Raw genomic sequence first — 24,618 nt, 5'->3', positions numbered from 1 at the left:
TTTATGGAGCACATGGAACAGGTGGAAGGGGCAGGATTCCTAAGTGAGAATTCAGCTGATATAGACATGTCGCCTCTTAATGCGTTATAATGCACATAATCATGGGAACGATAAGGCGGAGTTTTTGTCAGGTTTCCATCGTGATGATAAGGTGTTGCCTGTAATTACTTTGGTGGTGTACTGGGGAGCAGATGATTGGGATGCTCCTGTAACCCTCCGAGAAATGTATCCTGAAGATATAGACGAAAACATTTTGAAGTATGCAACCGATTATAAGATGAACTTGATTTCACCGGCAATGATGACTGACCAGCAGTTGGATGTCTTTCAGTCTGACTTGAAGGCGGTGTTGAAGTTCATTAGGCACTCTAAGGATAAGACAGAACTAGCCAATCTGGTAAACAATAATCGGGATTATAAATCATTGGACCGTTTGGCTGCGCAGACAATAGGTGTTTGTTCTGGCCAAAATTTCAACTTTCCTGTAGGAGAGGAGCGGATTGACGTGTGCAAGGCAATTGATGATATGATTATGGATGCTCGTAATGAAGGCGTAACTGAAGCAACTAATGAAGGAATGCGTAATGTTATAGCTACTGTAAAAGACCTTAATCTAGGTAAAGATGTAGCTGTGCAGCAGTTGGCCAAAAGATACCCGTTGTCGCAAGAGGCGGCAGTAGAATTTGTACATCATAACTGGTAAATAGCCAAGTGCTCGTTAGCCAATTTACTAGAGCAATAACTAGAGCAACACAGCCTGGAAAAGTAGAATTTTATGGAAAATATGGATTTTGGCTGTAGCGTGAACTCTTGATATTACTGGGGTTAAAGGACCTAATAATTGGGGCGTAATTTAGGGGATGAACTTCTAAGCCGTGGGGCGGGGGGTCGAATCCCTCCTGACGCACCAATGAATGAATAAGCAGACACTTGGCGATTTAGCGCCTTAGTGGTCGCTTACACTATAGTGAGGGCTCCGAGATTTTCCTCGGAGCCTTTTTAGTGCAACTAGAGCAAAAACTAAAGCAACATAATCTGGAAACGATGTTTTGCTTGTCTGGTTGAGCATGATTAAAATTTGATTAAAAATTTTAGAACCACTTAACTTCAGACGTATTTTATACGATAGAGAAAATGCAGGAGTTTATTCTGACAATGGAGGAAAGGAGGATATTCATGAGTATCAATACGATTGCGGCGACCAGTAGTCTGAATTATTGGCAGCAGCAGGCGCAGGCAGTCAGGCCGGATACTGCTGTCCATAGCAAGAGTCACTCATTTGAGGACATTTTGGCGCTGTTGACGGCGGTGAAGGCAACGCAGGATTCTGATGTGGAGTCGGATGTTGCCACGGTTACGCTGACTAAGCTGTTGGCGGATGGTTCGTTGGTTATTCAGCGGGTGGAAGGCGATAAGATCATTTCAGAAACCAGGTTGGATGGCAGCAACAACTTCATGCAGCAGCAGATTATGAGTCAGAATGGGTAACAAAACTGTTACACTAAATTTACACAAATCTGTATAAATATATACAGAAGTATAGATTTAATCGAACAGAATACCCTTTGTATCTTGCAAGAGGTGCAAACTCAGTGTTAAATGCTTTTAATCCCTAAAGCCTTACACCCAAACAGTAGCTCGAAAGGGCAAGCTGAGTGGTGCGAAAGCAGAAAAAACGTAAGGATGGCATAAGGTGAAACAAAAACATATCAGTGTCGGATGAAGAAAATAGTGACCTTCCGAAAACGTATGTCCTAAGTGCTGAAAGCAATGGGTGTTTAGCAGGGAAAGCCCTAAGTTCTCAAAAGAGAATAAGGGAGACCCCCAACGACTATCTCCTTGAGGGAGAGTAAAACCGCAAGTTTATGGCGGAAGAAAAATACTGCCCCTGCTCAGCAGGGTGAAGATATAGTCTGCGCTGACATGAAAGTGTCGGAGGTCTGCTGGTGACAGCAAGACTGCGCTGGAAGTTGCGTTCTAGCGTGAACAAGATAAATATATACAAATTTGACAGTTTTACACAAATACCTTATAATATAAGTGAAATATCTTATGTTAGGAGGTGGACGCTGTGGAACTGGTCAGCATAGGTAAATTTGCTAAGATGGTTGGTGTCACCACTACGACACTAAGGCGTATGCACCAAAGCGGAGATTTTATTCCGCACCATGTTACCAAGGGGGGCACACGCTATTACTCAATGGAACAGCTCAAGGAGTTTTCCAACGCTCCCGAAACAGAAAAGCTCGTAGTAGGTTACTGCCGAGTATCTACGCCAGCTCAAAAAGATGACCTTCAAACGCAAGTGGAGAACGTAAAGTCCTATATGTATGCCAAGGGTTATAAATTTGAGATAATCACGGACGTAGGCTCAGGCATTAACTATAAAAAGAAAGGGCTACGGCAACTCGTCAACAAAATCAACAACCACGAGGTATCAACAGTAGTTATCCTGTACAAGGACAGACTGATTCGCTTTGGCTATGAGTTGTTGGAGTATCTTTGTGAAATAAACGGTGTCAGTATCGAGATTATCGACAATACCGAGCAGAGCAAAGAGCAGGAACTGACGGATGACCTAATACAAATCATCACAGTTTTTGCTAACCGCCTTTACGGGCAACGCTCAAAGAAAACAAAGAGACTTATTGACGAGGTAAAGAAAAATGCAGAGAGCGGTAAAGATAAGGCTTCTGCCTACTAAAGAGCAAGAGTGTCTGTTCTGGAAAAGTGCCGGGACTGCCCGTTGGGCATACAATTACTTTCTCGAAGCGAACGAAGCGGCCTACAAGGCATGGCTTAAAAATGACAAGGTCGGCAAGCGTAGCGTCAGCGAGGGCGAAATAAGGAAACACATCAACAACGTCCTAAAGAAAACAACCCATACATGGCTTAAAGAGGTAGGAAGCAATGTAATGAAACAAGCTGTTAAGGACGCAAACCTGGCCTTGCAAAGATATTTCAAGGGCATATCTGGGAAACCTAAATTCAAGAGCCGTCATAGGAGCAAGATTAGTTTCTATGTGAACTACGAAAGCCTTGTGAGGAAGCCAAATGGCTTCCATGGTGAGAAGATAGGTTTTGTGAAGACAGCGGCTCCCCTGCCTAAGATACCAAAAGGCAAGAAATATGCCAATCCGCATATATCCTTTGATGGCAGGTATTGGTATCTGTCAGTTGGCTATGAAGTTCAGCAGGAAGAAACTGAGCTGACTGGCGGGAGTCTGGGCATAGACCTTGGTATTAAGTCGTTGGCGATTGTTTCTAACGAGGACGCTACAGAAACCCACTTCTACAAGAACATCAATAAGTCTGCGGAAGTAAGAAGGTTGGAAAAGAAGCTGAAGCGTGAGCAACGAAAGGCATCTCGCAAACTGGAATCAAATATCAAGAGCCACGACAAAAATCGCCATCCGATATGGATTCGCCCACTTCGAGAATGTAGGAACCTAGACAAGCAGAACAAGAAAATACAGCTTATTCACAAACGCCTTACAGACATTCGCAACAATCATCTTCATCAGACAACATCTGAGATAGTGAAAACCAAGCCGTCACAGATAGTCATGGAGAATTTGAATGTCAAGGGCATGATGAAGAATAAGCACCTGTCAGAAGCTATCGCAAAACAAAAATTCTATGAGTTTAAGCGGCAGATTCAGTACAAGGCTGAAATGTACGGCATAAAGGTCATAGAGGTAGACAGATTCTATGCAAGCTCCAAAACTTGCAGTCATTGCGGAAATGTCAAAAAGGACTTGAAGCTTTCAGACCGCATTTATGTCTGCCCTGTATGCGGAGCAAAGCTGGACAGGGATTTGAACGCTGCTATCAACTTAGCAAATTATAAGATGGCTTAGGAAATTTCACCTTCAAGAAAACCTAAGCATGTACCTATCGCTACTAGGGAATTTAAGCCTGTGGAGCGTTATATCAAACGAGAGTAGCTTGTTCTTCGGAGTGGCAAAATCGGACGCAATGAATCAGGAAGGTGTCTTGTGAAGGGCACCACAGCGTAAATATGTGTAACTCTGTGCAGATTTGTACATATTTATCGTAGCGGCTTGCTACAGCCTATGCCGGAGCTGCAGCGGTGGGGAGTGCCGGAGCAGAATCGGCCTATAATGCATCGGTCTGATGCATTATAAATGAGGTGAAGGGATTAATAAGGAAAGGCTTGTCATGAGGAAATGGCAGGAAAGGGACTTATATGATAAGGGAATATCGGATGCGAAGAGGCGCAAAGGCAGTTGAAACCTTTGCGCCTCTTTATTTTTTGACTGGTCAATGTTCAGCGTATGAACTTGCCGCTCTTGCCGCCGCTTTTGCGATCGAGGTGAATTTCACTGATTTCCATGCGCTTGTCAATGGCCTTGCACATATCGTAGATGGTCAGAAGTGCCACGCTGACTGCGTGCAAGGCTTCCATCTCCACGCCGGTAAGTCCCGTGACCTTCACGGTGGCAATGGCCTTCACGGCACAGGTATCTTTCTGCAGTTCAAAATCCAGGCTGCATTTTGCGAGAGGCAGGGGGTGGCAAAGAGGAATCACGGAACTAGTGTTTTTCGCTGCCATGATTCCCGCAATGCGGGCCACGCCCAGCACGTCCCCCTTGGCAGCAGTGCCTTCCTTAATGGCATCAAATACCGGCTGGCTGACCTTGATGATTCCTGAGGCAATGGCGGTGCGGTGGGTTTCTGCCTTGCCGCTTACATCCACCATGATAGCCTGTCCTTGTTCGTCGAAGTGGGTAAGACCGTTGTCCATTAGTTATCGCTCCTTTTCATTTCTTAATATTATTGTAGCAAGATACGCGACCAAGCTAAAGGATATTTTTCACAAAATCCTGCAGGGGATTTAAGTTTTTGAATGTTTTGTACGATATAAATTATAAGCGACAGGAAAAGACGGATGAACTATGCCCTTCAAGGAGGAAGTATCATGGCTATGGTAATTAAAAATAATATGTCCGCCCAGATGGCTTTGGGGGCATTGAACAAGAACAGTAATAAACTGTCCAAGCAGCTGCAGAAGGTTGGCTCTGGTATGAAAATCAACAGTGCCGAGGACGATGCTTCCGGTTACGCTATTTCCGAGCGCATGCGGGTGCAGATTCGCGGCCTGGGACAGGACATTGATAACACCCAGAATGCCATCAGCATGCTGCGCACGGCGGAAGGGGCGGCCAGCTCTACTGTTGACATTCTGAAAACTCTGAAAGAAAAGGCAATCAACGCTGCCAACGATACCAATACTGACGCTGACCGGGCCACTATCCAGAAGGAAGTAGACCAGTCCATCGATCAGATTGACGACAATGCCAATGTCACTTTCAACGGCAAGACATTGTTTGATGGTTCGGCAGATGTGGCTGATGATGTGAAACAGACCATCATCAAGGCACTGAATTCTGAGTGGATAGCCCGCAGCTTGAATATGGTAAAGGATGCTTACGGTATGTCCTTTTTTGAAGATCATGCTTCTGTAAAGGAAATTGAGTTGAATTTTACGGATGAAGATAGTGATGTGTTGGCATCGGTGTCATCTATATCTGTTAATGGTGTAGCCAATAGTTTGACTTTGAATATCAATTTGCATTTTTATGAAAATCTTGATCCCAATGATGTGAATGGTTCTTCGTCAACAGGCGAGGCTACGTACTTGGATCGTACCCTTGCCCATGAACTGACCCATGCGGTCATGCGTGCCAACATCAGCGATATGGATTCGCTGCCCAAGTATATCCGCGAAGGTTCCGCGGAATTCATTCATGGTATTGATGATGAGAGAAAAGGCACTTTAGCAGGATTAACTTCGGGGGCTGGTGGAACAGTAGCCAGTACCTTGGCTGACAGTGAAAATGCATCAGGCAGCTTGGCCTACGCGGTGGGCTATGCATTCCTACATTACATTAATAAAGTGGGCGGCCATGAGGATGCTATGAAACGATTTATGGCAGTCCTTGACGAAAAGGGTGGTACAGCCTATGACGAGGCCATCAGTGCGGCTACAAAGGGACGGTTCAATACTGCAAGTGAAGCGGAAACTGCCTTTAAAAATGATTTTGACTCTTATTTGAGTGATGGGCATACAATCAATGAATTCTATAAAGCCTATTGCGATATTGATTTAGAAAATACACGGGATACCGGCTCCGTCAAAGGCTCCAAAGCCTGGGGCGGCGATGAAGAAAATGCTGAAGATGTGGTATTGGAAGGTAAATCCACACGTTTCTGGTACTATCCCAGCGGTAGCACCAGTACGATTGAGGGGCTGACGGTAAAATGGGGCGATTTCTCTCGTCCTGACTCCGGTTTCCGCTTCCAGGTGGGCACCAAGGCAAATCAGCAGATCAAGGCGGCCTTCTCCGATATTCATGCGCAGGCATTGGGACTCTTGTCGGATGAAGGGGAAACTGTGCAGCTGACCACCCGGGCCAATGCCAAGCGGGCACTGACGATTTTTGACAATGCCCTGCAGAAGGTGCTGGATCAGCAGACCACCATTGGTTCTATTCAGAGCCGCTTGAATTATACAGCGCAGAACCTTACTACGGCTCAGGAAAATGTGACCAGTTCCGAATCCACCATTCGTGATGCGGATATGGCCAAGGAAATGACGGAATACACCAAAGCCAACGTTCTGACCCAGGCAGCCCAGAGTATGCTGGCCCAGGCCAATCAGAGTAGCAGTGGGGTATTAAGTCTGTTGCAATAAAGATAGATGGGATAGGAGTATATTATGGCTTTTACAATACTAAATAACACCGCAGCCATGATGTCCTTGGGGGAATTGAATAAGAATGTTTCATCATTGGGCAAGCAGCTTAAAAAAGTGGCAACTGGTACCAAAATAAACGGAGCTGATGATGGTGCTGCGGAATATTCTATTTCGGAGAAAATGCGGGTGCGTATCCGTGCTTTGGGGCAGAATGAGCAGAATGTGAAAACCGGCTATAACCTTTTAAGGGTGGCAGAAGGTGGTGTGCAGAGTCAGTTGGACATCATGCGCACCATCAAGCAAAAGGTCATAGATGCCTGCAATGACACGAACACAGACCTGGATCGGGAGACCATCCAAAAGGAAATCGACCACGGCTACCAGCAGATAGACGACATCGCTTATGACACCAACTATAACGGCAAAGTCCTGCTCTGCGGCGGCGATTATGTCAAGGAAAGCGTATACGCCTGGGAAATAAAGCCTGATGGCGAGCTGGTGGAGGGCAGCGACAGGCTGAACGTGATTCCTGACAATTACGATACCTTAGACGAATTGACCGGCCCCTTCGACATCTTCAGCAGATGGAAGCAGACAAACGACTGGACTACTTCTGCCCCCATTGAGTTAAGTACCAGGAACTCCACTGACGGCAATCCGGACACTATAAAAGGCACATTCGATTACACCAATGTAAATGAGATGGACGACAAAGGCATCATACTGCGCACATATGATGCAAACGGTATTGTCAGCTATTCTGCATTCGTCTTCAGCAGGGATGCCTCTGATAGCTACGAAGAATACCAAAACTACGGGATTCCCAACAAGGTGGATATCAGCAGCTGCACGACCGTAGAACAAGCAGTGCAAGCCATGGCAACGGCTATCACCGGCACGAATCTGACCAATGCCTCAGCCAGCGGAAAGACCTTGATTTTGGAGTCCAAGAACCACAGCACTGTGGGCAACGACTCCTTTCTATCCTCCTACACCATGTATGAGCGTGTCCCCCGTGCCCGCGCTGCGGCTACGGGCTTGATTACCTCTGCCAATTTCAGCGGTGGTGTCAATAGGCGCGGCATCCCAGGTGACCCTGACTCCGGCTACGAAGACGGGACTCCTGCCACCTACACCATCAGTAATGTCGGTGCCGCAACCAACGGCTCCGGCTTTGTCATACACGGCGACAGGGACATTTATATCCGTCTGGTGGAAGGCAGCGGTCTGCAAGCCGAGGGCAGCCGCCCTGCTCGCAATATGGATGCCGACAGCGACCTGGAAACAGACAATGTCTTCCTGCTTGGCAAGGATTCAAACATCAGCTCCTTTTACCTCAGCGACAGCAGAGGTTACGGTTCCCGCATAACTCTTTCCATGTCAAACGGCACCATCACCTTGACCGCCAGCGGGATCAGCCCCACCGGCTATGCTTCCGGCAATAACTATACCGTAACGGATGGTTTCGATGCAGACAACTTGTCTTACACGGGAGTAAAAGGTGCAGCCATCACCAACCTCTCCAACACCCCTTACAGCGGGGATCCAGCCAAGGCAGTGCTTGATGCTTCCGCCTATAATATTTCCAGTACCACAAACCCTGATGATATAGGGGAACAGCTGGAAAACTTCATCGCCGGGCTGGCAGGTACAACGGACAAGATGCTCTATTACGGGCGCTACAGTACATTCTTTGAATTTGTAGACTCCGGCTCCCAGAACGGCATGGCGGGACTGACTAAAGCATACGCCTACTCATCGGTAAAAACAATCGACCTGAACAGCATGCGCAGTGCGGTGCTGAACGAGGGCAAAACCATCTCTGAGGCATTCGCCAATTTGATGCAGACATCTACCCAGCCATACAATTACTACCTAACCTCCTATCTGGAAAAGGACGACAGCGGTGCAGTCACTGGCATCAGCTTTTCGGACAACATGTACACCGACTCCAACATCGGTAATCTCATGACCAAATCCGAAGCCACCCTGGGCTATTATGAGCTGGACTTCTCCGGGGTGGACTGCTCCGACCCGGCCAATCTCCACGAGACAGGATTCCGCTTCTACTGTGCCACTGATAAGCTGCAGTGGTACAATATCATGCTTTATAACGGCGTCGAGGATATTCCTGAGGAGCGTCCGAAAAGCGGCACGGAAACTGAGGACATCACCACCATCCGCGTGGACATTGCCGGTGATGTTTCCAATGTGACCAATCCTTCTGAACTGGTGGATGTCATTTACAATAAGGCTGACGCAGACCTTAAAGAACTGAACCATTATTACCGCCTGGCAAGAATGCCGGATAGCACCCATCTGGTTCTCTATGACCCCCGTCGCACAGATGTCCTCACCAATACAAGCGATTACCCCTTCCACAACGAGAAGGGGGCCAAGATCGCCGACGGTGCCTACGATAATGTCATCCTGTCCCGCCGGAACGTAATGGAAAACCGTTTCGTCATCCAAGACACGGACAAGAGTAGCATGCACACCATCATTCACCTGCCCCGGACCACCATCGACCATGTTCTGGGCTATAAAGTAGGCAGCGGCAGTCCCGAGGACTATACCGTGACAGATGCAGAGATGCGCCAGCATATGCTGGGCACCTACACCAAGGGCGTATGTGACCGCGCCATCGATTATCTTCTGGATGCCCAAACGCTTTTGGGAGCGCAAGCGCAACGCTTAGAAGCCACTCGCGGCAATATTATCATCGCTGCCGAAAACGAGCAGGCCAGTGAATCTGTTATCCGTGATGCGGATATGGCGAAGGAAATGACCGGCTATGCCAAGGCCAACATCCTGAGCCAGACGGCGCAAAGCATGCTGGCCCAGGCCAATCAGAACAGTAGTCAGGTGTTGTCACTGCTGCAATAAGAATCCTGGCGGACAAAGCTATATCGAGAAAAAAGTTCTGTAAGCTATTAAGAAAATATAAAATTCATCGATATATCAGTTAGAAGTATCGGCAATTCTGCATGAGAGCGTGTGCGGGTTTGCATTTTATAGGGAGAACATTTGGGTGGACAAGGAGGTTGGCCACTATGGCTATGACAGTCAAGAATAATATGCCGGCAAAGCGCACGTTAAATGAATTGGATCGCAATGCCAAGGCAATGCAGAAGGATTTGGCAAAGTTATCTTCAGGGCTGAAAATACGCAGTGCTGAGGATGATGCATCTGGTTATGCTATTTCTGAACGCATGGATGTGCAGATCAATTCTCTGGAGCAGGACAATCGGAATGCACAGAACGGTGGTGCTATGCTCAAGACGGCTGAGGGAGCGATGCAGAGTACCGTTGATGCCTTGCGCACATTGAAGGAAAAAGCCATCGATTCGGCCAATGATACGAATACCAATGAAGACCGGGCCATCATGCAAAAGCAATTTGATCAGATTATCGATCAAATTGATGACAATGCGATGACCACTTATAATGGGAAAGTATTGATTGACGGCAGCCATAATGATGGCATAACGGATGTGGCTACGCATATGACCAATCAAAATCTGGCGGAAGATACAACGGGAGAAACCAGTCTGCTGGAATTGAAAAATCGTAATGGGGAGCCGCTTCGGATGGAAAGCTCAGATACAATCACGGTTTCTTGGGTACAGAATGGCAAGACAAATACAGTCAATATGCCGATGATGCATGAGACGAAGACCTATAATGATGATTATGATGAGTTTGATCCAAACAGTCAAGAATACTTCTATGGAACTGCGTCGTATAATGTTAATGATTTGATTCAATTAGCTGGTGGTACATGGGAGTATGATGATTCTGAGGGAAAATCGGTATTATCTGGGGCGGTAGTAGAATTAGTGCAAAATGATGATTCTTCTTATATTGGTCAGAATGGTTTTGGCGTGGATGTTCATACGGCTGATAATACAGCAGGGATTACCTTTAAAGCCAAAACGGCAGGTATTGCTGGTCAGATTTCAGGTTTTACCATTAGCATTAATGATAGTCAGGGCAATCCACGTAAAGACGTCAACAAAGCACTGGAATTTACGACGACCATCTTTGCTGAGAATGCATCAGAGGATAACGCGATTACGCTGCAGGTAGGAACAAAAGCCAATCAGGCTGTAAAGGCCGGCTTTTCGGATATGCGTGCTGAGGCTCTGGGGCTAAAAACGCCTCCGCCGGTAGAAACACTCAGTATAGCTACGCAAAGTGATGCCAATGCCGCAATCAATGTCCTGGATAATGCTATGCAGAGGGTGCTGGATCAACAGACAAAGACCGGTTCGATTCAAAATCGTTTGGAATATACATCAGCGAATCTAATAAATTCCAGCGAGAATACGCAGGCGGCGAAATCCACGATTGCGGATGCGGATATGGCAGCACAAATGGCAAGTTATACGAAAAATAATATTCTAATGCAAGCCTCGCAATCGATGCTGGCTCAAGCAAACCAGAACAGCAGCAGTGTATTGAGTTTGTTGCAGTGAGCTGAAGTTTAGTCTTAGAAAGCCTTTCTCGCATGAGGAGGGCTTTTTGCAATATATAACAGGAATTATGGGATAGAGTAGATCGGATATGGAGAGTGCGTCATGGAGAGGAAAATCATCGAGAAAAAATTAGCGGGGCAGATAAGTCTTGCCTTGATTACTGGAATGTTTAGTATGATTCCGGTTGCTTATGGTGCGCCTGTTTTGGATACGTCAAAGAACAATACGGCAGATGTTTCGTCGTCTGGTTTTACAACTGAAGTGGTGGGGAAGCAGACGAATAATGTCGTGAATTGGCAGGACTTTTCGGTAGCCAAAGGAGAGACCGTTCAGTTTGATGCGGATAACCCTAATACAGCTCGCAACTATATGAACATTGTTACGGGAGAAAAACAATCTCAAATCGATGGTGCCATTAAGGGAGGAAATGATGTCTATATTGTCAATTCCAATGGTGTTATCTTTGGCAAGGATGCCACTGTGGACGTGGGGAGTCTTTATGTTTCCACGACAAATGCCATTGATACGACAAAGATAAATGACTTCACGGCTAATGGTACCAATCCCTTGTTGGATACTGCAGCAAGTGCGGCGGCAGATATCGTTAATATGGGGAAGGTAACGGCGGACTCTGTCTATGTTGAGGGCGGTAATATCAAGTTTATGAACACGGAAGATATTATCGCAAATAAGGTAACGGCAAATGCACAGGGAACGGTTCGCTTTGACCATAAGGCTGGTGTGGATACATCAAAGTTTACGGCAACGAATGGCAATAGGGATGATTATACGTTAATTACAACGAAAGATGAACTACAAAATATCAATACAAATACGACAACACTTAGTGGTCATTATGCATTAGGTAGTAATATTACAAATGTGGGGACGTTTGTTCCTGTTGGATCATCTGAACAACCATTTACAGGGGCTTTTGATGGTAATTATTATAGTGTTTCTGGAATAAATATAAATGCGAATAAAAACACTGGATATGACTATGCAGGATTATTCGGATATGTAGCTGGTTCGGATACACAACACGCTAAAATATCAAATTTAGGATTAGTAGATGCGAATATAAAGGGGAAAATAGTAGCTGGAGTTTTGGCGGGTTATATAGAGAATACAGACATAGAGAATGTATCCGTATCAGGTACTTCAAAATTAGGGCATTTTGGAGCAAGTTTTGAATCTGTTGGCGGTTTGATAGGGAAAACTGGTACAGGAGTAAAAGTCAATAGTGTCTATGTAACGGGGGCAGAAATATTTCCTGAAGGCTCGTATGCAATTGGTGGTATAGTTGGGAAGACATCTGGAACTGTAGAAATAACTAATTCGTATACGACAAATATTAACTTTCACGATTCTACGAATTCTGGAGGAATCGTTGGTCAGGCTAGTGATACAACGTCGATATCCAATGTATATACAACAGCTACTAATATAACGAAAACGGGAGGAAATCCTAGTAGTACCTATATTATTAAAGATGGTGAAATAGTTGGAGGAAATAATAACACTACTAATGCTGATGCAACAAAGGCCTCCAGTTATGCTTTTTTAGGTGATTCAAGCAGTAATGATACATGGCGTATTTATGAAGGAGATACGTTGCCTCTCTTGCGGTCATTTTTAAAGGCTAACGGTACGGTATCGGTAAATTACACCTATACTCGTGATGGTGAGACGACTACGCATAATTCTGCTGAGGATACCGTTTGGACATATAATGGCAAAACAACTACGGTAAATGTAACACCTTCAGTAGGAGATAGTAGAAACGTAACTATACGCAACCAAGGAATCTATAATCTTTTTAGCTCTACTCAGTCTGGTTATGATTATATTGGCAATGCTATCATTGTGAATCCGTATCAGATAAAAGCGGGCATTAATGAGACTACGGAAATCCGGAAGGTATATGATGGTACGGCGGATGCAAGTGCTGCTGTGGGTAATTTGTTCAAAGGGACAGATGGCAGCATTTTTGAAGAAGATACCGGTACGGTCACGCTTACGCATACGGTAACGAATGCCCCCAAATTTACCACGGATGCTGCTGGAACGCAAGAGAGCCCTGATGTTGGCGTAGGGAAATATGTTACAGCCTCAGGTACAGTTACGCTGACAGGAGATACGTATGGTAACTATGAACTGGTAGATATCAATGATGCAGAGAATGTAGGAACCGTTACTGACAATGTGAGTTCACTTTCCTTTTCCGGGACGAGTAAAAACGGTGTGATTGAGCAGCGGGAACTTCGTATTGAGTTGAAAAATGCCACGGGGATTAAGCGGGAATATAACGGCGAAACGACCGTTAGCGATACGTATAAACCAGAGGCGCAAATACAGATAGCAGCCGATCAGAGTGAGAATGGCGGTTTGGTAGATGGGCAGACTGTGGATACGATTGGTTTGACATATGCTGATCTGGCTAACTACGTAGATAAGAAATCGGATAATACGTATTCACCTACGAAAAAGGCAGGCAGTCATTTGGTAGAATATGCAGGAATTAAGCTGAATGACTCAACAGGAAAAAATTATAAGCTGGTTAATGCCAACAATGTCCCCATCTATAGCGCAGCAATTGATGGGCTGGACGGGAGCGGTGTTAATGCTTCTGCGGGCGGCGCGCTCTATGGCAATGGAGAAATAACACCTAAGAATATTTCTTCGACCGATTTTTATTGGTATAAGGATGGTGTGAAGCAGACTGACCCCTATAAGTATTATGATGGCACATCCAGCTATAAGGCTCCACTGAACTATACCGTCAGCAATGTCGGGGCGACAGGCGGTATGATTGAGGGCGATAGCCTGACGTTCACCGTAAAGGGAGCAGATTTTGTCACTTCGGCTACCGGAACGCTGGATGCGGATAAAGAGCGTACAGCTGAGAAAACCAAGAATGTGAAGGAGGCAGCTGGTGTCCTTTATACTGTGGCAATTTCCGGAGATTCGGCGGCCAATTATACATTGGATGGTGCAGTCATCAATACAAGTGGTACGAACACGGTTATTGGCCCGGGTACGATTAAAGCTCGGACGTTGAATGTGGTGGTCAATCCCACAAGTTATGCGGAGAAGGTCTATGATGGCACGGATGCAGTGAAGGATAGTGCCGGCAATACCACATTCAGTTTCCCGGGGTATCTGAAATATGCGGATTCCACAGATACGTCCCATCATCTGTTAGGTGATACGGATAAATCCACCATCAGTATCACGGGGGTATACGTCAAGACTGGCAATGATGCTGCTGGCAAGGATGTTAATTACACGCAGTCTACGACTGGATATAGCATAGCGGATAAGAATATCACTTATACGGCTGCAGTCCTGGAGAATGGGCAAGCTTCGGACAATTATGTCTTCAGTACCAGCAATGACAACACGGCTACATTCGAAGGCAAGGGTAAAATCACACCAGCCACCATTACGGGGGTTACTTTCGCCAAGGCTACCAAGACTTATGATGGCACAGAAGACGTGACGAATAAAGTCAACAATACGGCGCCATTGCTGGCCAATGACCGTATAACCATCAACGCAGTTGCAGATAATCAGAATTTAGGAGAGGCTGTAAATACGATCTTTGATGTGGATGCCAATGGACAATTAGCAGAAGGTTCTAAGATACTGACGGGCCAGTATGGTACTTTTGTAAATGGTGCCTTCAAGGCAAATGGAAATGTGCAGCGACAGGGCACGACAGTGGTTGACAATAAAGTCGCTTATACCGGTTTGGGGAATCTATTGAAAAACCGTAACTATGTTCTGGCAGATGATCTGAGTACGGTGGCTTATGGTGATGGCCGTATCAATCCGTTGGAAATTACCGATGGCAGCTGGATCAAGCTGGATCGTAATGACAAAGCCATAACAAAGGTCTATGATGGCAACAATAATGTGGCCTATGGCACGGTGAAGGCTGAAGATTATCTAACCTCCAGTAAGGCATATGTTCAGCCCGCCGATTCAACGAAGAAATTGGATATTACGCTGACTGTGGCTGGGGCAACCTATGAAGACCAGCATAGTGATAATTCTGCAGCTAAGGATGTGACATATAAGTTATCTGTGACAGAAAACGGTAATTACAGTATTGCTGATTCACTGAAAACAGATGGTTATGTTCTGAAGACTATCACCGATGGCGGCAAGATTACCCCCAAGGCAATCACCGTCACAGATGATCTGTTGGTGGACAATAATACGGATAGTTCCGATGGCAAGATTACCAAGGTATATGATGGTATAAAAAACATCAGTGCCAAGGGAGAAAATCTGATTACCATCAAAGATCAGTTGCTTACGGATATGGATTCCACGTATAAGCCCACCAATGGCATCACTGCGGAATTCAATGATAAAAATGCTGGCTCCAAAACGGTGAACTACACTTTGGCACTGGATGGGGATACCCATAATGATTACTACTTCCGCAACAATACAGTAGATGCGCCGATTACCGAATGGACTGCAACGGGAACCATTCAAAAACGCACGCTTAGTCTTAGTACTACTGCGGTTCCTTCCAAAGAATATGACACGAAAGTGGACGTGAAGAAGGATGAGAATTTCCCGAGTTTGGCAACGATTGATTTTGGTAAAGATACGACCGATAATACGGATAACAATACTGTAGTCCAAAATGATGGTTTTGCTATTTCCAGTCTTAACGGTATCTATGGTTATGGCAGCAATGATACCGATTTTAAGAAAAATGAGGATGTCTATCGTGATGAGAGTGGTAAGGCGTCCAATAAAGATGTGCAATACAGCGGCGTGCTCACTGCTTTGGGGGATAATGCAAAGAACTATGAAGTGCAGAATACCTTCTATGGCAAAGGCATTATACGCCCCAGCACTATTACGCAGGATGACTTTGTCTTTAAATTGAGCGATAACATCACGCAGGTCTATAGCGGTAGCGCGACCGTAGGCGAATATGGCATGGAAGGTGACGAACTGGATGCGTTCCAGCGGAAATGGATCAACGACGAGGCCAGTGGTATCAATTTGCCTACCGGTAGTTTTGTCAGCAACAGTGATCCGGATTCACCGGCGTATAAATTCAAGATCGATAGTGCTACATTTGATACGGCTGATGTGGCGAAGAACAAAACTGTCACCTATACCATATCGATCAATAAGAATGATCTGACCAACTATGATTATAATGGACCAGATACGTTTACTAAGAGTAATACGATCAATTCAGGAGAAATCACTGCCCGTCCGGTTAAGGCGACGGTTGTCCATGAGACGCTGACGAAGAATTATGATGGTGGTACTGATCTATATAATGGCGATAACAAGGCCTATTCCACGGATACGGCTACGGGGACTGTTTTGTCTAAAGGCGACATCATCAACCTGACCGGTCTGATTAAGGACAAGGCTGGCAACGTCATCGGTAAGAATGCCAGCACGGGCCAGTATACTGATCCTAATGCTGGTGATGGTAATAAGAGCATTGAGTATACCCCTGCCATCAGTGGTGCCGGCAATAACTACAAGATCGTGGACAGTGAAGGCAATGAGCTGACGAATGGGAAGATTGTCACCACGGGTAATACCATTAAGCCCTTTGGTGTGGAACTTACGGTTAATAAGTCGATAACCAAGGACTACGATGGTACGCCATCTGTCGCGGCAGATACCACCAGAGGTGTTTTGCAACTGGGGACGAATTATGATGGTCTGAATAGTGATGACTTACAGATTACGGAAAATACAGGTGTATACTACGATGCTGCCAATACCAAGGAAGACAGTAATGTGAATCCTGATGCCGATCATAATCCGGGAACACATGTGGTTCGCTACACGAATCTGGCCATTGGCAATAACAACTATTATTTGGCTGACAATGAAGGTAATGAAATCACAGAGATAAACGGCACTGGTGTCATAAAGCCTTGTGACTTGTATGGAAATTATGAGTTTGGTATTGGCGATATAACCAAGGAATATGACAAGAATACGCAGCTTGCCTACACTGGCGGCGAATATAATCGCGATTATTCCGAGGCGGCGCTCAAAAACTACCTGACTGCTCCTAAAGTGACTGCTAATGGCAAGGAAGTACCGCTGGTATTCTCACTGGATCTGGAAAATACCAAGTATGAGGGCGATGGAGCTGTTGGTGAGTATACAGCAAATCTGCGTTTGGGGATCAGCAACGACAACTACAACTATAGTTTTGCCAATGTTACCATCAATGATCAACCTGCCATCAGCGATGTTCCGCAGGATGGCGTATTCTACTTTGATCTTACCAAGGATAATGCGAAAATCACCCAGCGTCATGTCCATGTGGCCTTGAATGATTCGCCGCTCATTAAGAAGACCTATGATGGCACCACGAATGTGGAGCAGTCTGTTGCAGGCAATAACAACAAAATTTATATGACAGATTCTACAGATTTTCTGGAAGGGGATAATGTTAATGTAGACTGGGATAATATCACGGCTGCTTATGCAGATGAAAATGTGGGCAACAATATTAATGTTATCTACAATGTGAAACTGACAGGGGATGATTCGGACAACTATGAATTGCACCGCTATGCAGATAATTTGGCAGACAGGACGGCGATAACTGCTGCTGATCCCCTCAAAGGCACAGGTACAATTACGCAGCGGGAATTGACCATTGATTTTGTGAAGGATTTCCATGTTTATGATACTTCGGCAGATGTTACCAATGCCGGCGATAATCTGAAGTTTGACAATCTGGCTGAAAGGGATGCTGACTTTGCTTTGGATGGTGCAGCTAAGGCTCTGATTACGGGAACTTACACGGATGCCAATGTGAGTCGGGCTGCAGATGGCACAGTGCTGGATAAGGGCCTGAGCTATGAAGGCTTGCAGACGGCACTGGCGGATTATGCTCAGCGCAATAATCTGGCTAAAAATTACAGCATTGCCGTAAACAGTGTTACCTATGCTGTGGATGATGCCAAGGGGATTATTGTGCCGAAAGAAATTACGGCCCCCTTGAAGGCTGTCTGGCAAACCGGCGTGGATAAGGTATATGATGCGACGACGAATCTGCCCGTGAATACAGATGCCGATGGTGTGCTGACTCTGCAGGTGGATACTGACTATGATGGTGTGCTGAAACTGCAGGCCGGAGAGAAAGGCTATCAGTATGATTCCAGTTCCGTAGGTTATGTGTCGAAGAATCAGGGTGATCGTGCCCTGACTTATACCGTAACTGGTGTAAATGCCAATCAGGGCAACTATCAGCTGTCTGATGCGGTGGTTAGTGATGCTGTCACCACCTGGCAAAGTACGGATACCTCCCGCAATGTGGATGGTGCTTCTGTCACGGGGCATATTTCACCGTTGGCCATCAATATCATAGAAGAAAAGGACAGCAAGATTTATGATGGCAGTACGGTAGTGTTGGATGCAAAAAGCAAGATTCATTTTTCTGATGAGGATCAGGCGATCATCAATGCGGATACGGATCATGTGGATTACACGGTTAAGGCCGATTATAAGGATAAGCATGCTACGGAAGGAAAGACTATAGACTATACCCTGACTTTGACGGGGAATGGTAATGGCAACTATGTATTGGGCAGTGATACGGCAGCTATTACGGGCAATACCGCTGTCGGCACTACCAAAGGTGATATCATCAGACGCAAGGTCTATGTAGAGGCATTAGATGTTGATGGCATTGACAAGGATTACGATGGCACCACGGCTATGCCGGAAAATTACAGTAATGCTGGTCGTTTCAAGCTGAAAGATGCGGATAAAAATACGGGCGTTGTGGCTGATGATAAGGATATTGTTCTGAATATCGATGCGATTCAGGGCGAATATACCAATAAACATGTTGGCACCCATGCTATCAACTTTACCAACTTTGCCTTGCAGGATAATGATACAGCCAATGATAATATTACAGCTGATTATGACCTGCAGACCACTTCCCTGACTGGCAGCGGCACGATTTCACCGAAGGCCTTGACGGTTGCTATTAATGAAGCTCCTACAAAAGAGTATGATGCGAACAGCAATCTCAGTGATGCCTACAATACCAAGGATAATCTGACGCTGTCTGGCGTGGTGGGAGACGATAATGTTAATTGGCAGTTAATCTCTGCCGGGTATGCAAATGCCAATGCTGATACTGGTAAAGAATATTCTTATTCTGTATCTATTGATAATGCGGATTACAAGCTGTCTCAAGGAACGGACCTGCCGACTATTACCGTAGCGGCTGGCGGACAGTCCGGTGTCATTAAAGCCTATGATGGTGTGATTGAAAAGCGGAAGGTTTATGTATCGCTGGATGCGGAACCATCTATTGTGAAAACTTATGATGGCAATACATCTGTGGAGCAGGTTGTAAGCGACAAGATTATTGTCCGGGATGGCGACTTGCTGACCAGCCTTGATGGTACGGATCTTGATCGCAGCAAATCTGCTATCAATGCCCGCTATGACAGCAAGGATGCAGGCAATCGGACGGTTACTTATGATGTGGTGCTTAGCGGCGATGCCGCAGGCAACTATGAAATCCATCGTCTGGCCAATTTTGGCACGGCGGAGGATGGCGAGTATTCCACGCTGGAAGGCACTGGCGTCATCAATAAGGCGGTATTGACACTGGATCCGTTGGCAGTCAGCAAAACCTACAATGGGACGAATGTTATCGGTGATGGCACTCTGGCAACAGATGATGCGCTGACAACGGATAAGCTGATCTTTAAGGGTGTCAATAATGAATCCTTTACCCTTACCGATGCGGCGTTGGCCGAGGTTTCCGGTACATACAGCGATGCCGATGTCAGCTGGAATGGTGATGAAGTTGCGCATAAGGATGTAACTTATACGGGCCTTAGCAATGCTTTGGACGTTATGAATGCCAGTGACAGCACCAACAGTATTTCCAAGAATTATACCATTGAGGACACGGCCTCCTTTACGGCAGATCAAGCCAAGGGGAAGATTAACCCCATGATGATCACGTCTGTTACAGAGAACTGGAAACCTGTCATCCGTGAGTATAATGCGGATACAGATCTGAATGAGGTCTATGACTACACGGGCGGTGTCAAAGGTGAGCAGTTGGGAATCAATGATATTCTGACGTTGTCGGCAACAGATCCCAATGGAAATCCTGTGACGGTAAGTTACACGGCTGCGGGAGCTTATGATGATAAGAACGTTAGGAATGACCATGTACTGAACTATCATATCAATTCCGTTCAAAGACAGGTCAAGGATGCCAATAATAAGCCAAACTTTGCTCTGTCTGACGCTGTGATGAATAGCCTGGTTGGTCAGGATGTAGACAGTGCAGATGAAAATGTACTCAGTACGATTACCGTCCGGCAGTTAAATGCTGAGGTGTTGAATACCACTGGCAACAGCAAGGTATACGATGGCACGATAAATGCTGATAGCAGCAATTTTGCTCTGGATGATGACGATATCGCTGTTTTGACGAAGGATGGAATTCTGGACAAAGCTGAGATTACGGCGAATTATATCAATAAGCATGCCAGTGCAAATCCAGGAGAAATCACGAACTACAAGCAGATCTATTATACTTTGAGTCTTGATGATAACAGCGGTAATTATGAAGTCGTTACCCCGCAAGGTTTTGCTTGGGGTGATATCGAAAAGCGTCCGGTGTATGTGGAACCGTTAAACATTGATAATATTGAGAAGGAATATGATGGTACTACGTCTATGCCAGCTGGTTATACTAATGCAGATCATTTCCAGTTGGCGGCAGCAGATGAAAGTTCCGGCATTGTAACCGGAGACAAAGACATTCAGCTGAACCTGGCTGACATTACAGGTACTTACGCAGACAGCCATGTCCAGCGCGATGCTGAAGGCAATGTGGTGGCACAGGATATTACTTTTACAGGCTTTGCCCTGACGGATACGCTGGAAAGAAATGGTGGTGATCTGGGAGATTACTATCTGGTCGCTGATGATGTGATTACCGGCAGTATCAAGATTCAGCCCCGGGCTTTGACGGTAGGCATTAATGCTGCACCTGTCAAGGGCTATGATGCCACTAGAAACCTGAGTACAGAATATGACACGCCTGATAATCTGACCTTATCGACGGACAGAATACTGGCAGGGGAGGAGGTTAACTGGCAGTACATCGGTGGTGCATATGCAGATGCCAATGCTGCTGAAGGCAAGGAATATTCCTACACAGTATCGATTGACAACCTCGATTATACTTTGGCGCAGGGCGCAGATCTGCCGACAATAGAAATCAGCAACAAGGGACAGAATGGCGTTATAACGGCTGATGATGGTGTGATCAATCCTCGGAAGGTTTATGTTTCCCTGGCAGATACACCTGTTATTGGGAAAATCTATGATGGTAATACGGCTGTGACTCAAGATGTCAGCAATAAGATTGTGGTCCGGGATGGAGATCTGCTGACGGATCTTGACGGCACGCAGCTCAATCGCAGCAATTCTGTTATCAATGCCCGTTATGACAGCAAGGATGCAGGCGACCGGACGGTTACCTATGATGTGGTGCTTAGCGGCGAGGCTGCAGGCAACTATGAAATTCATCGTCTGGATAATCTTGGTACGGATGCGGATGGCGCATATTCCACGCTGGAAGGTACTGGCGTTATCAACAAGGCGGTACTGACGCTGACTCCGTTGGCAGTCAACAAGACTTACAATGGCACCGCAGTTGTCGGGGATGGAACTTTGGCTGATGATGATCAGCTGACGGCAGACAAATTAATTTTCACCGGTGTGAATGGTGAATCCTTTACGCTGAGTGAGGCGGCTTTGGCCAAGGTTTCCGGCCAGTATGGCAGCGGCAGCAGTGCCAATGACTTTGCTGCAGATGCTAATGTCAGCTGGAATGGTGAGGAGGTAGCCTATAAGGATGTGCTCTATACTGGCCTTAGTAATGCTTTGGATGTCATGAATGCCGATGACAGTACCAATAGTATTTCCAAGAATTATACCATTGATAACACCGCTTACTTTGCGGCGGCGCTGGCCAAAGGCAAGATTAAGCCCATAACCATTACCCAGGCTGCGACAGAGAACTGGAAGCCGGTTATCCGTGAGTATAATGCGGATACGGATTTGAAAGAGGTGTATGATTATAGTGACGGCAGTGCTGGCGAGCAATTGGGAATCAATGATATTCTGAAGCTTACCGTAACGGGTATGGATGGCCATGATCTGACCATTGATTATGAAGCTGTGGGTAATTATGATGATAAGAATGTGGGCGGCACCCATGTGCTGAACTATCATATCAATTCCGTGAATACGAAAGTCAATGATGGCAGCGGAAACGCCAACTATGTGCTGGATACTTCTGTATTGGAAGCATTGGCAGGCAAGGATCTGGACAGCTCCGCAGAAGGTGTCTACAGTGTGATTACTCCGCGGCAGATTAATGCAGACGTTGTGAATGCCATTGGCAATCGCAAGATTTACGATGGCACGGTAGTGGCTGATACGGGCAATTTCGTTTTGGATACAGATGATCAGGCTGTATTGGCCAAGGATGAGCTCCTGAACAAGATTACGATTACGGCTTACTATGACGACAAGCATGCCAGTGTGGCACCGGAAGCTGCTGACACCAACAGCAAAACCATTACCTATACGTTGGGATTGTCGGATGAAAGCGGCAACTATGAAATTGCTACACCTGTGGCAACTGCAGCGGGCGATATTGAGCAGCGCAAGGTCTACGTGGAGCCTGTCAAGGTTGATGGCATTGATAAAGTTTATGATGCCACCACCGATATGGCGGATAATTACACCAGCTCCGGCCGGTTTAAACTGGCTGCCACAGGCCTTGTTGCAGGTGATTCGGATATCTGGCTGAACACGGAGAGCATTAAGGGACAGTATGAGGATGGTCATGTGCATCGCAATGACGATGGTACGCTGGCAACGCAGCAGATTACCTTCACGAATTTCACCTTGCAGGATGTTTATACTGAAAATGATAACAGCGTAAATGATTACTACGTGGCAACGACCAGCCTGAATGGCAGCGGTACCATTACACCTGCGGCTTTGACCGTGGATATTGTAAGTGCGCCGGTGAAGGCATATGACGGCGAAACGGCTATTAGCGATATCTATGCATCTAATACCAATGTGTCACTTGGTGGAATCCTGGACGGCGATAGCGTGAATGTGCTGATCAATTCTGCAGCATATAGCGATGCCAACGCTGGCACCAATAAGGAATACAGCTATGATATTGCCATTGACAATGGTGACTATGAATTGACGCAGGGCGCTGCTTCGCCGGATATCACTGTCACGAACTACGGGCAGAATGGTGTGATTACGGCAGATGATGGCGTGATTACTCCCCGGGTGCTGACAGCCAGCGTTATTGGTGAAATGACCAAGGTATATGATGGTACAACCGATGGTGTGGAAAATGCCGAGGCAAATATTTCCCTCAGCAATTACATTACTAAGGATAAGGGAAATCTTGGTTTGACAGCAGTAGCAACTTATGATAATGCTAATGCAGGAATTTCTGAGACTTCTGACGAACTAGTTAACCATACGGTATCCTATACATTAAGTCTTGGTAATAGCAATTACCAGTTAGAGGATAGTGTCGTTGAAGGTACAGGTACGATTTCCCGCAAGGGACTTAATATCGTGGCTACGCCTGCAGCCGTTTTCATGGGGGATGAAATGCCGGAATTCAGTGGCAGTGTAGAAGGCCTAGTGGCAACTGACAGCACTCTGGCAGACTCCTTCGTCTTTGCTCCGTATGAGACGACTACGACCAGCAATCCTGGTTACTACGAGGTTTATGGCTGGTATAGCAATCGCATTTCCGGCAATCTGGGGCTTAACTATACGTTTGCGCAGGATGCTGGTAATGATACGGCTCTTACGGTGAATGTCATTCCTAGCAATGATAACCCTGACACTGGGATTTCAGCTGGTGGCGATATTTACCAACAGATTTCGCATGATATGAACAGTGGTTTTGGCGATACCGGGATAGCGGTCATCGAATATCAGGACGGTCAGGGTAATGTAGTAGGGACGGAGACCATCAATAGCGGTGAGATCCATGGCGGTAACATGGGGGTAAGTACGGATGTAGATGCAACCAGTCAAGGTACAAAACTGGCGACTATGGGCATTGTAGGTAATGATATTGTCAATACGGAAGGTGTCGATGCTGCCGGTATTGCCCATGTTGAAGTCAGCGACGATGGTCAGGTCGTTAACCTTGAGGTCAATCCTCTGGAAGATGATGGAAAAGAGGATAAATCTGTAGTTCAGAAAAAGAAAAGTCAAATTGCCATCGAAGGTTCAGATTCTGATGAAGATGATGAAATCGAAGTGGAAGTAAAAAATGAAGGTGTCAATGTAGCTTAATGG

The 24,618-nt window shown here is 46.0% G+C and carries 8 protein-coding genes and 2 pseudogenes; 9 read left to right on the top strand and 1 reads right to left on the bottom strand.

Going from position 1 to position 24,618, the window contains the following annotated elements:
* Positions 1-79 precede the first annotated feature (79 nt).
* From SELR_RS12600 to SELR_RS12585, 4 genes are all read left to right on the top strand, one after another.
* Positions 80-703: an Rpn family recombination-promoting nuclease/putative transposase gene (locus SELR_RS12600; protein ID WP_041914425.1), complete on the top strand. Its 624-nt coding sequence runs from the start codon at positions 80-82 to the stop codon at positions 701-703.
* 473 nt (positions 704-1,176) lie between these two features.
* Positions 1,177-1,488: a hypothetical protein gene (locus tag SELR_RS12595; RefSeq protein WP_014425607.1), complete on the top strand. Its 312-nt coding sequence runs from the start codon at positions 1,177-1,179 to the stop codon at positions 1,486-1,488.
* A 583-nt stretch (positions 1,489-2,071) separates the two neighbouring features.
* Positions 2,072-2,704 (top strand): IS607 family transposase, encoded by a 633-nt coding sequence (locus SELR_RS12590; RefSeq protein WP_014425413.1) that lies wholly within the window; start codon positions 2,072-2,074, stop codon positions 2,702-2,704.
* Positions 2,667-3,860 (top strand): RNA-guided endonuclease InsQ/TnpB family protein, encoded by a 1,194-nt coding sequence (locus tag SELR_RS12585; RefSeq protein WP_014425414.1) that lies wholly within the window; start codon positions 2,667-2,669, stop codon positions 3,858-3,860. Before SELR_RS12590 ends, SELR_RS12585 begins: the two co-directional genes overlap by 38 nt.
* Positions 3,861-4,291: 431 nt before the next feature.
* On the opposite strand, the gene moaC is transcribed toward SELR_RS12585, so the two are convergent.
* The gene (gene moaC / locus SELR_RS12580; protein WP_014425606.1) at positions 4,292-4,768 is read right to left on the bottom strand and encodes a cyclic pyranopterin monophosphate synthase MoaC; all 477 of its coding nucleotides are present in this window, start codon (positions 4,766-4,768) and stop codon (positions 4,292-4,294) included.
* Positions 4,769-4,942: 174 nt separating this feature from the next.
* On the opposite strand from moaC, the gene SELR_RS18155 reads away from it, so the two are divergent.
* From SELR_RS18155 to SELR_RS12560, 5 genes and pseudogenes are all read left to right on the top strand, one after another.
* Complete coding sequence (locus SELR_RS18155; protein WP_014425605.1) at positions 4,943-6,718, top strand: flagellinolysin; 1,776 nt, start codon at positions 4,943-4,945, stop codon at positions 6,716-6,718.
* Between the two features lie 24 nt (positions 6,719-6,742).
* A pseudogene (locus SELR_RS19285) lies at positions 6,743-7,150 on the top strand (flagellin); the annotation flags it as partial.
* A gap of 2,205 nt (positions 7,151-9,355) precedes the next feature.
* Positions 9,356-9,607, top strand: a pseudogene (locus SELR_RS19555) (flagellin); the annotation flags it as partial.
* Positions 9,608-9,774: 167 nt separating this feature from the next.
* Positions 9,775-11,199 carry a flagellin N-terminal helical domain-containing protein gene (locus SELR_RS12565; RefSeq protein ID WP_014425603.1) on the top strand — a complete coding sequence of 475 codons (1,425 nt, stop codon included), beginning with the start codon at positions 9,775-9,777 and terminating at the stop codon, positions 11,197-11,199.
* Positions 11,200-11,301: 102 nt separating this feature from the next.
* A complete protein-coding gene (locus tag SELR_RS12560) occupies positions 11,302-24,615 on the top strand; it encodes a YDG domain-containing protein (protein ID WP_014425602.1) in 13,314 nt (4,437 codons plus the stop codon).
* Positions 24,616-24,618 lie beyond the last annotated feature (3 nt).

The organism is Selenomonas ruminantium subsp. lactilytica TAM6421 (assembly GCF_000284095.1).
In the GTDB taxonomy this organism is placed as follows: domain Bacteria; phylum Bacillota; class Negativicutes; order Selenomonadales; family Selenomonadaceae; genus Selenomonas_A; species Selenomonas_A lactilytica.
The sequence above is the reverse complement of the archived record's forward strand: the minus strand, read 5'-3'. Positions and strand labels throughout refer to the sequence as shown.

Bases quoted from the DNA above. Each gene is read 5' to 3' on its own strand.
- SELR_RS12600 (WP_041914425.1), top strand. From the start codon at position 80: ATGCGTTATAATGCACATAATCATGGGAACGATAAGGCGGAGTTTTTG.
- SELR_RS12595 (WP_014425607.1), top strand. From the start codon at position 1,177: ATGAGTATCAATACGATTGCGGCGACCAGTAGTCTGAATTATTGGCAG.
- SELR_RS12585 (WP_014425414.1), top strand. From the start codon at position 2,667: ATGCAGAGAGCGGTAAAGATAAGGCTTCTGCCTACTAAAGAGCAAGAG.
- moaC (WP_014425606.1), bottom strand. From the start codon at position 4,768: ATGGACAACGGTCTTACCCACTTCGACGAACAAGGACAGGCTATCATG.
- SELR_RS18155 (WP_014425605.1), top strand. From the start codon at position 4,943: ATGGCTATGGTAATTAAAAATAATATGTCCGCCCAGATGGCTTTGGGG.
- SELR_RS12565 (WP_014425603.1), top strand. From the start codon at position 9,775: ATGGCTATGACAGTCAAGAATAATATGCCGGCAAAGCGCACGTTAAAT.
- SELR_RS12560 (WP_014425602.1), top strand. From the start codon at position 11,302: ATGGAGAGGAAAATCATCGAGAAAAAATTAGCGGGGCAGATAAGTCTT.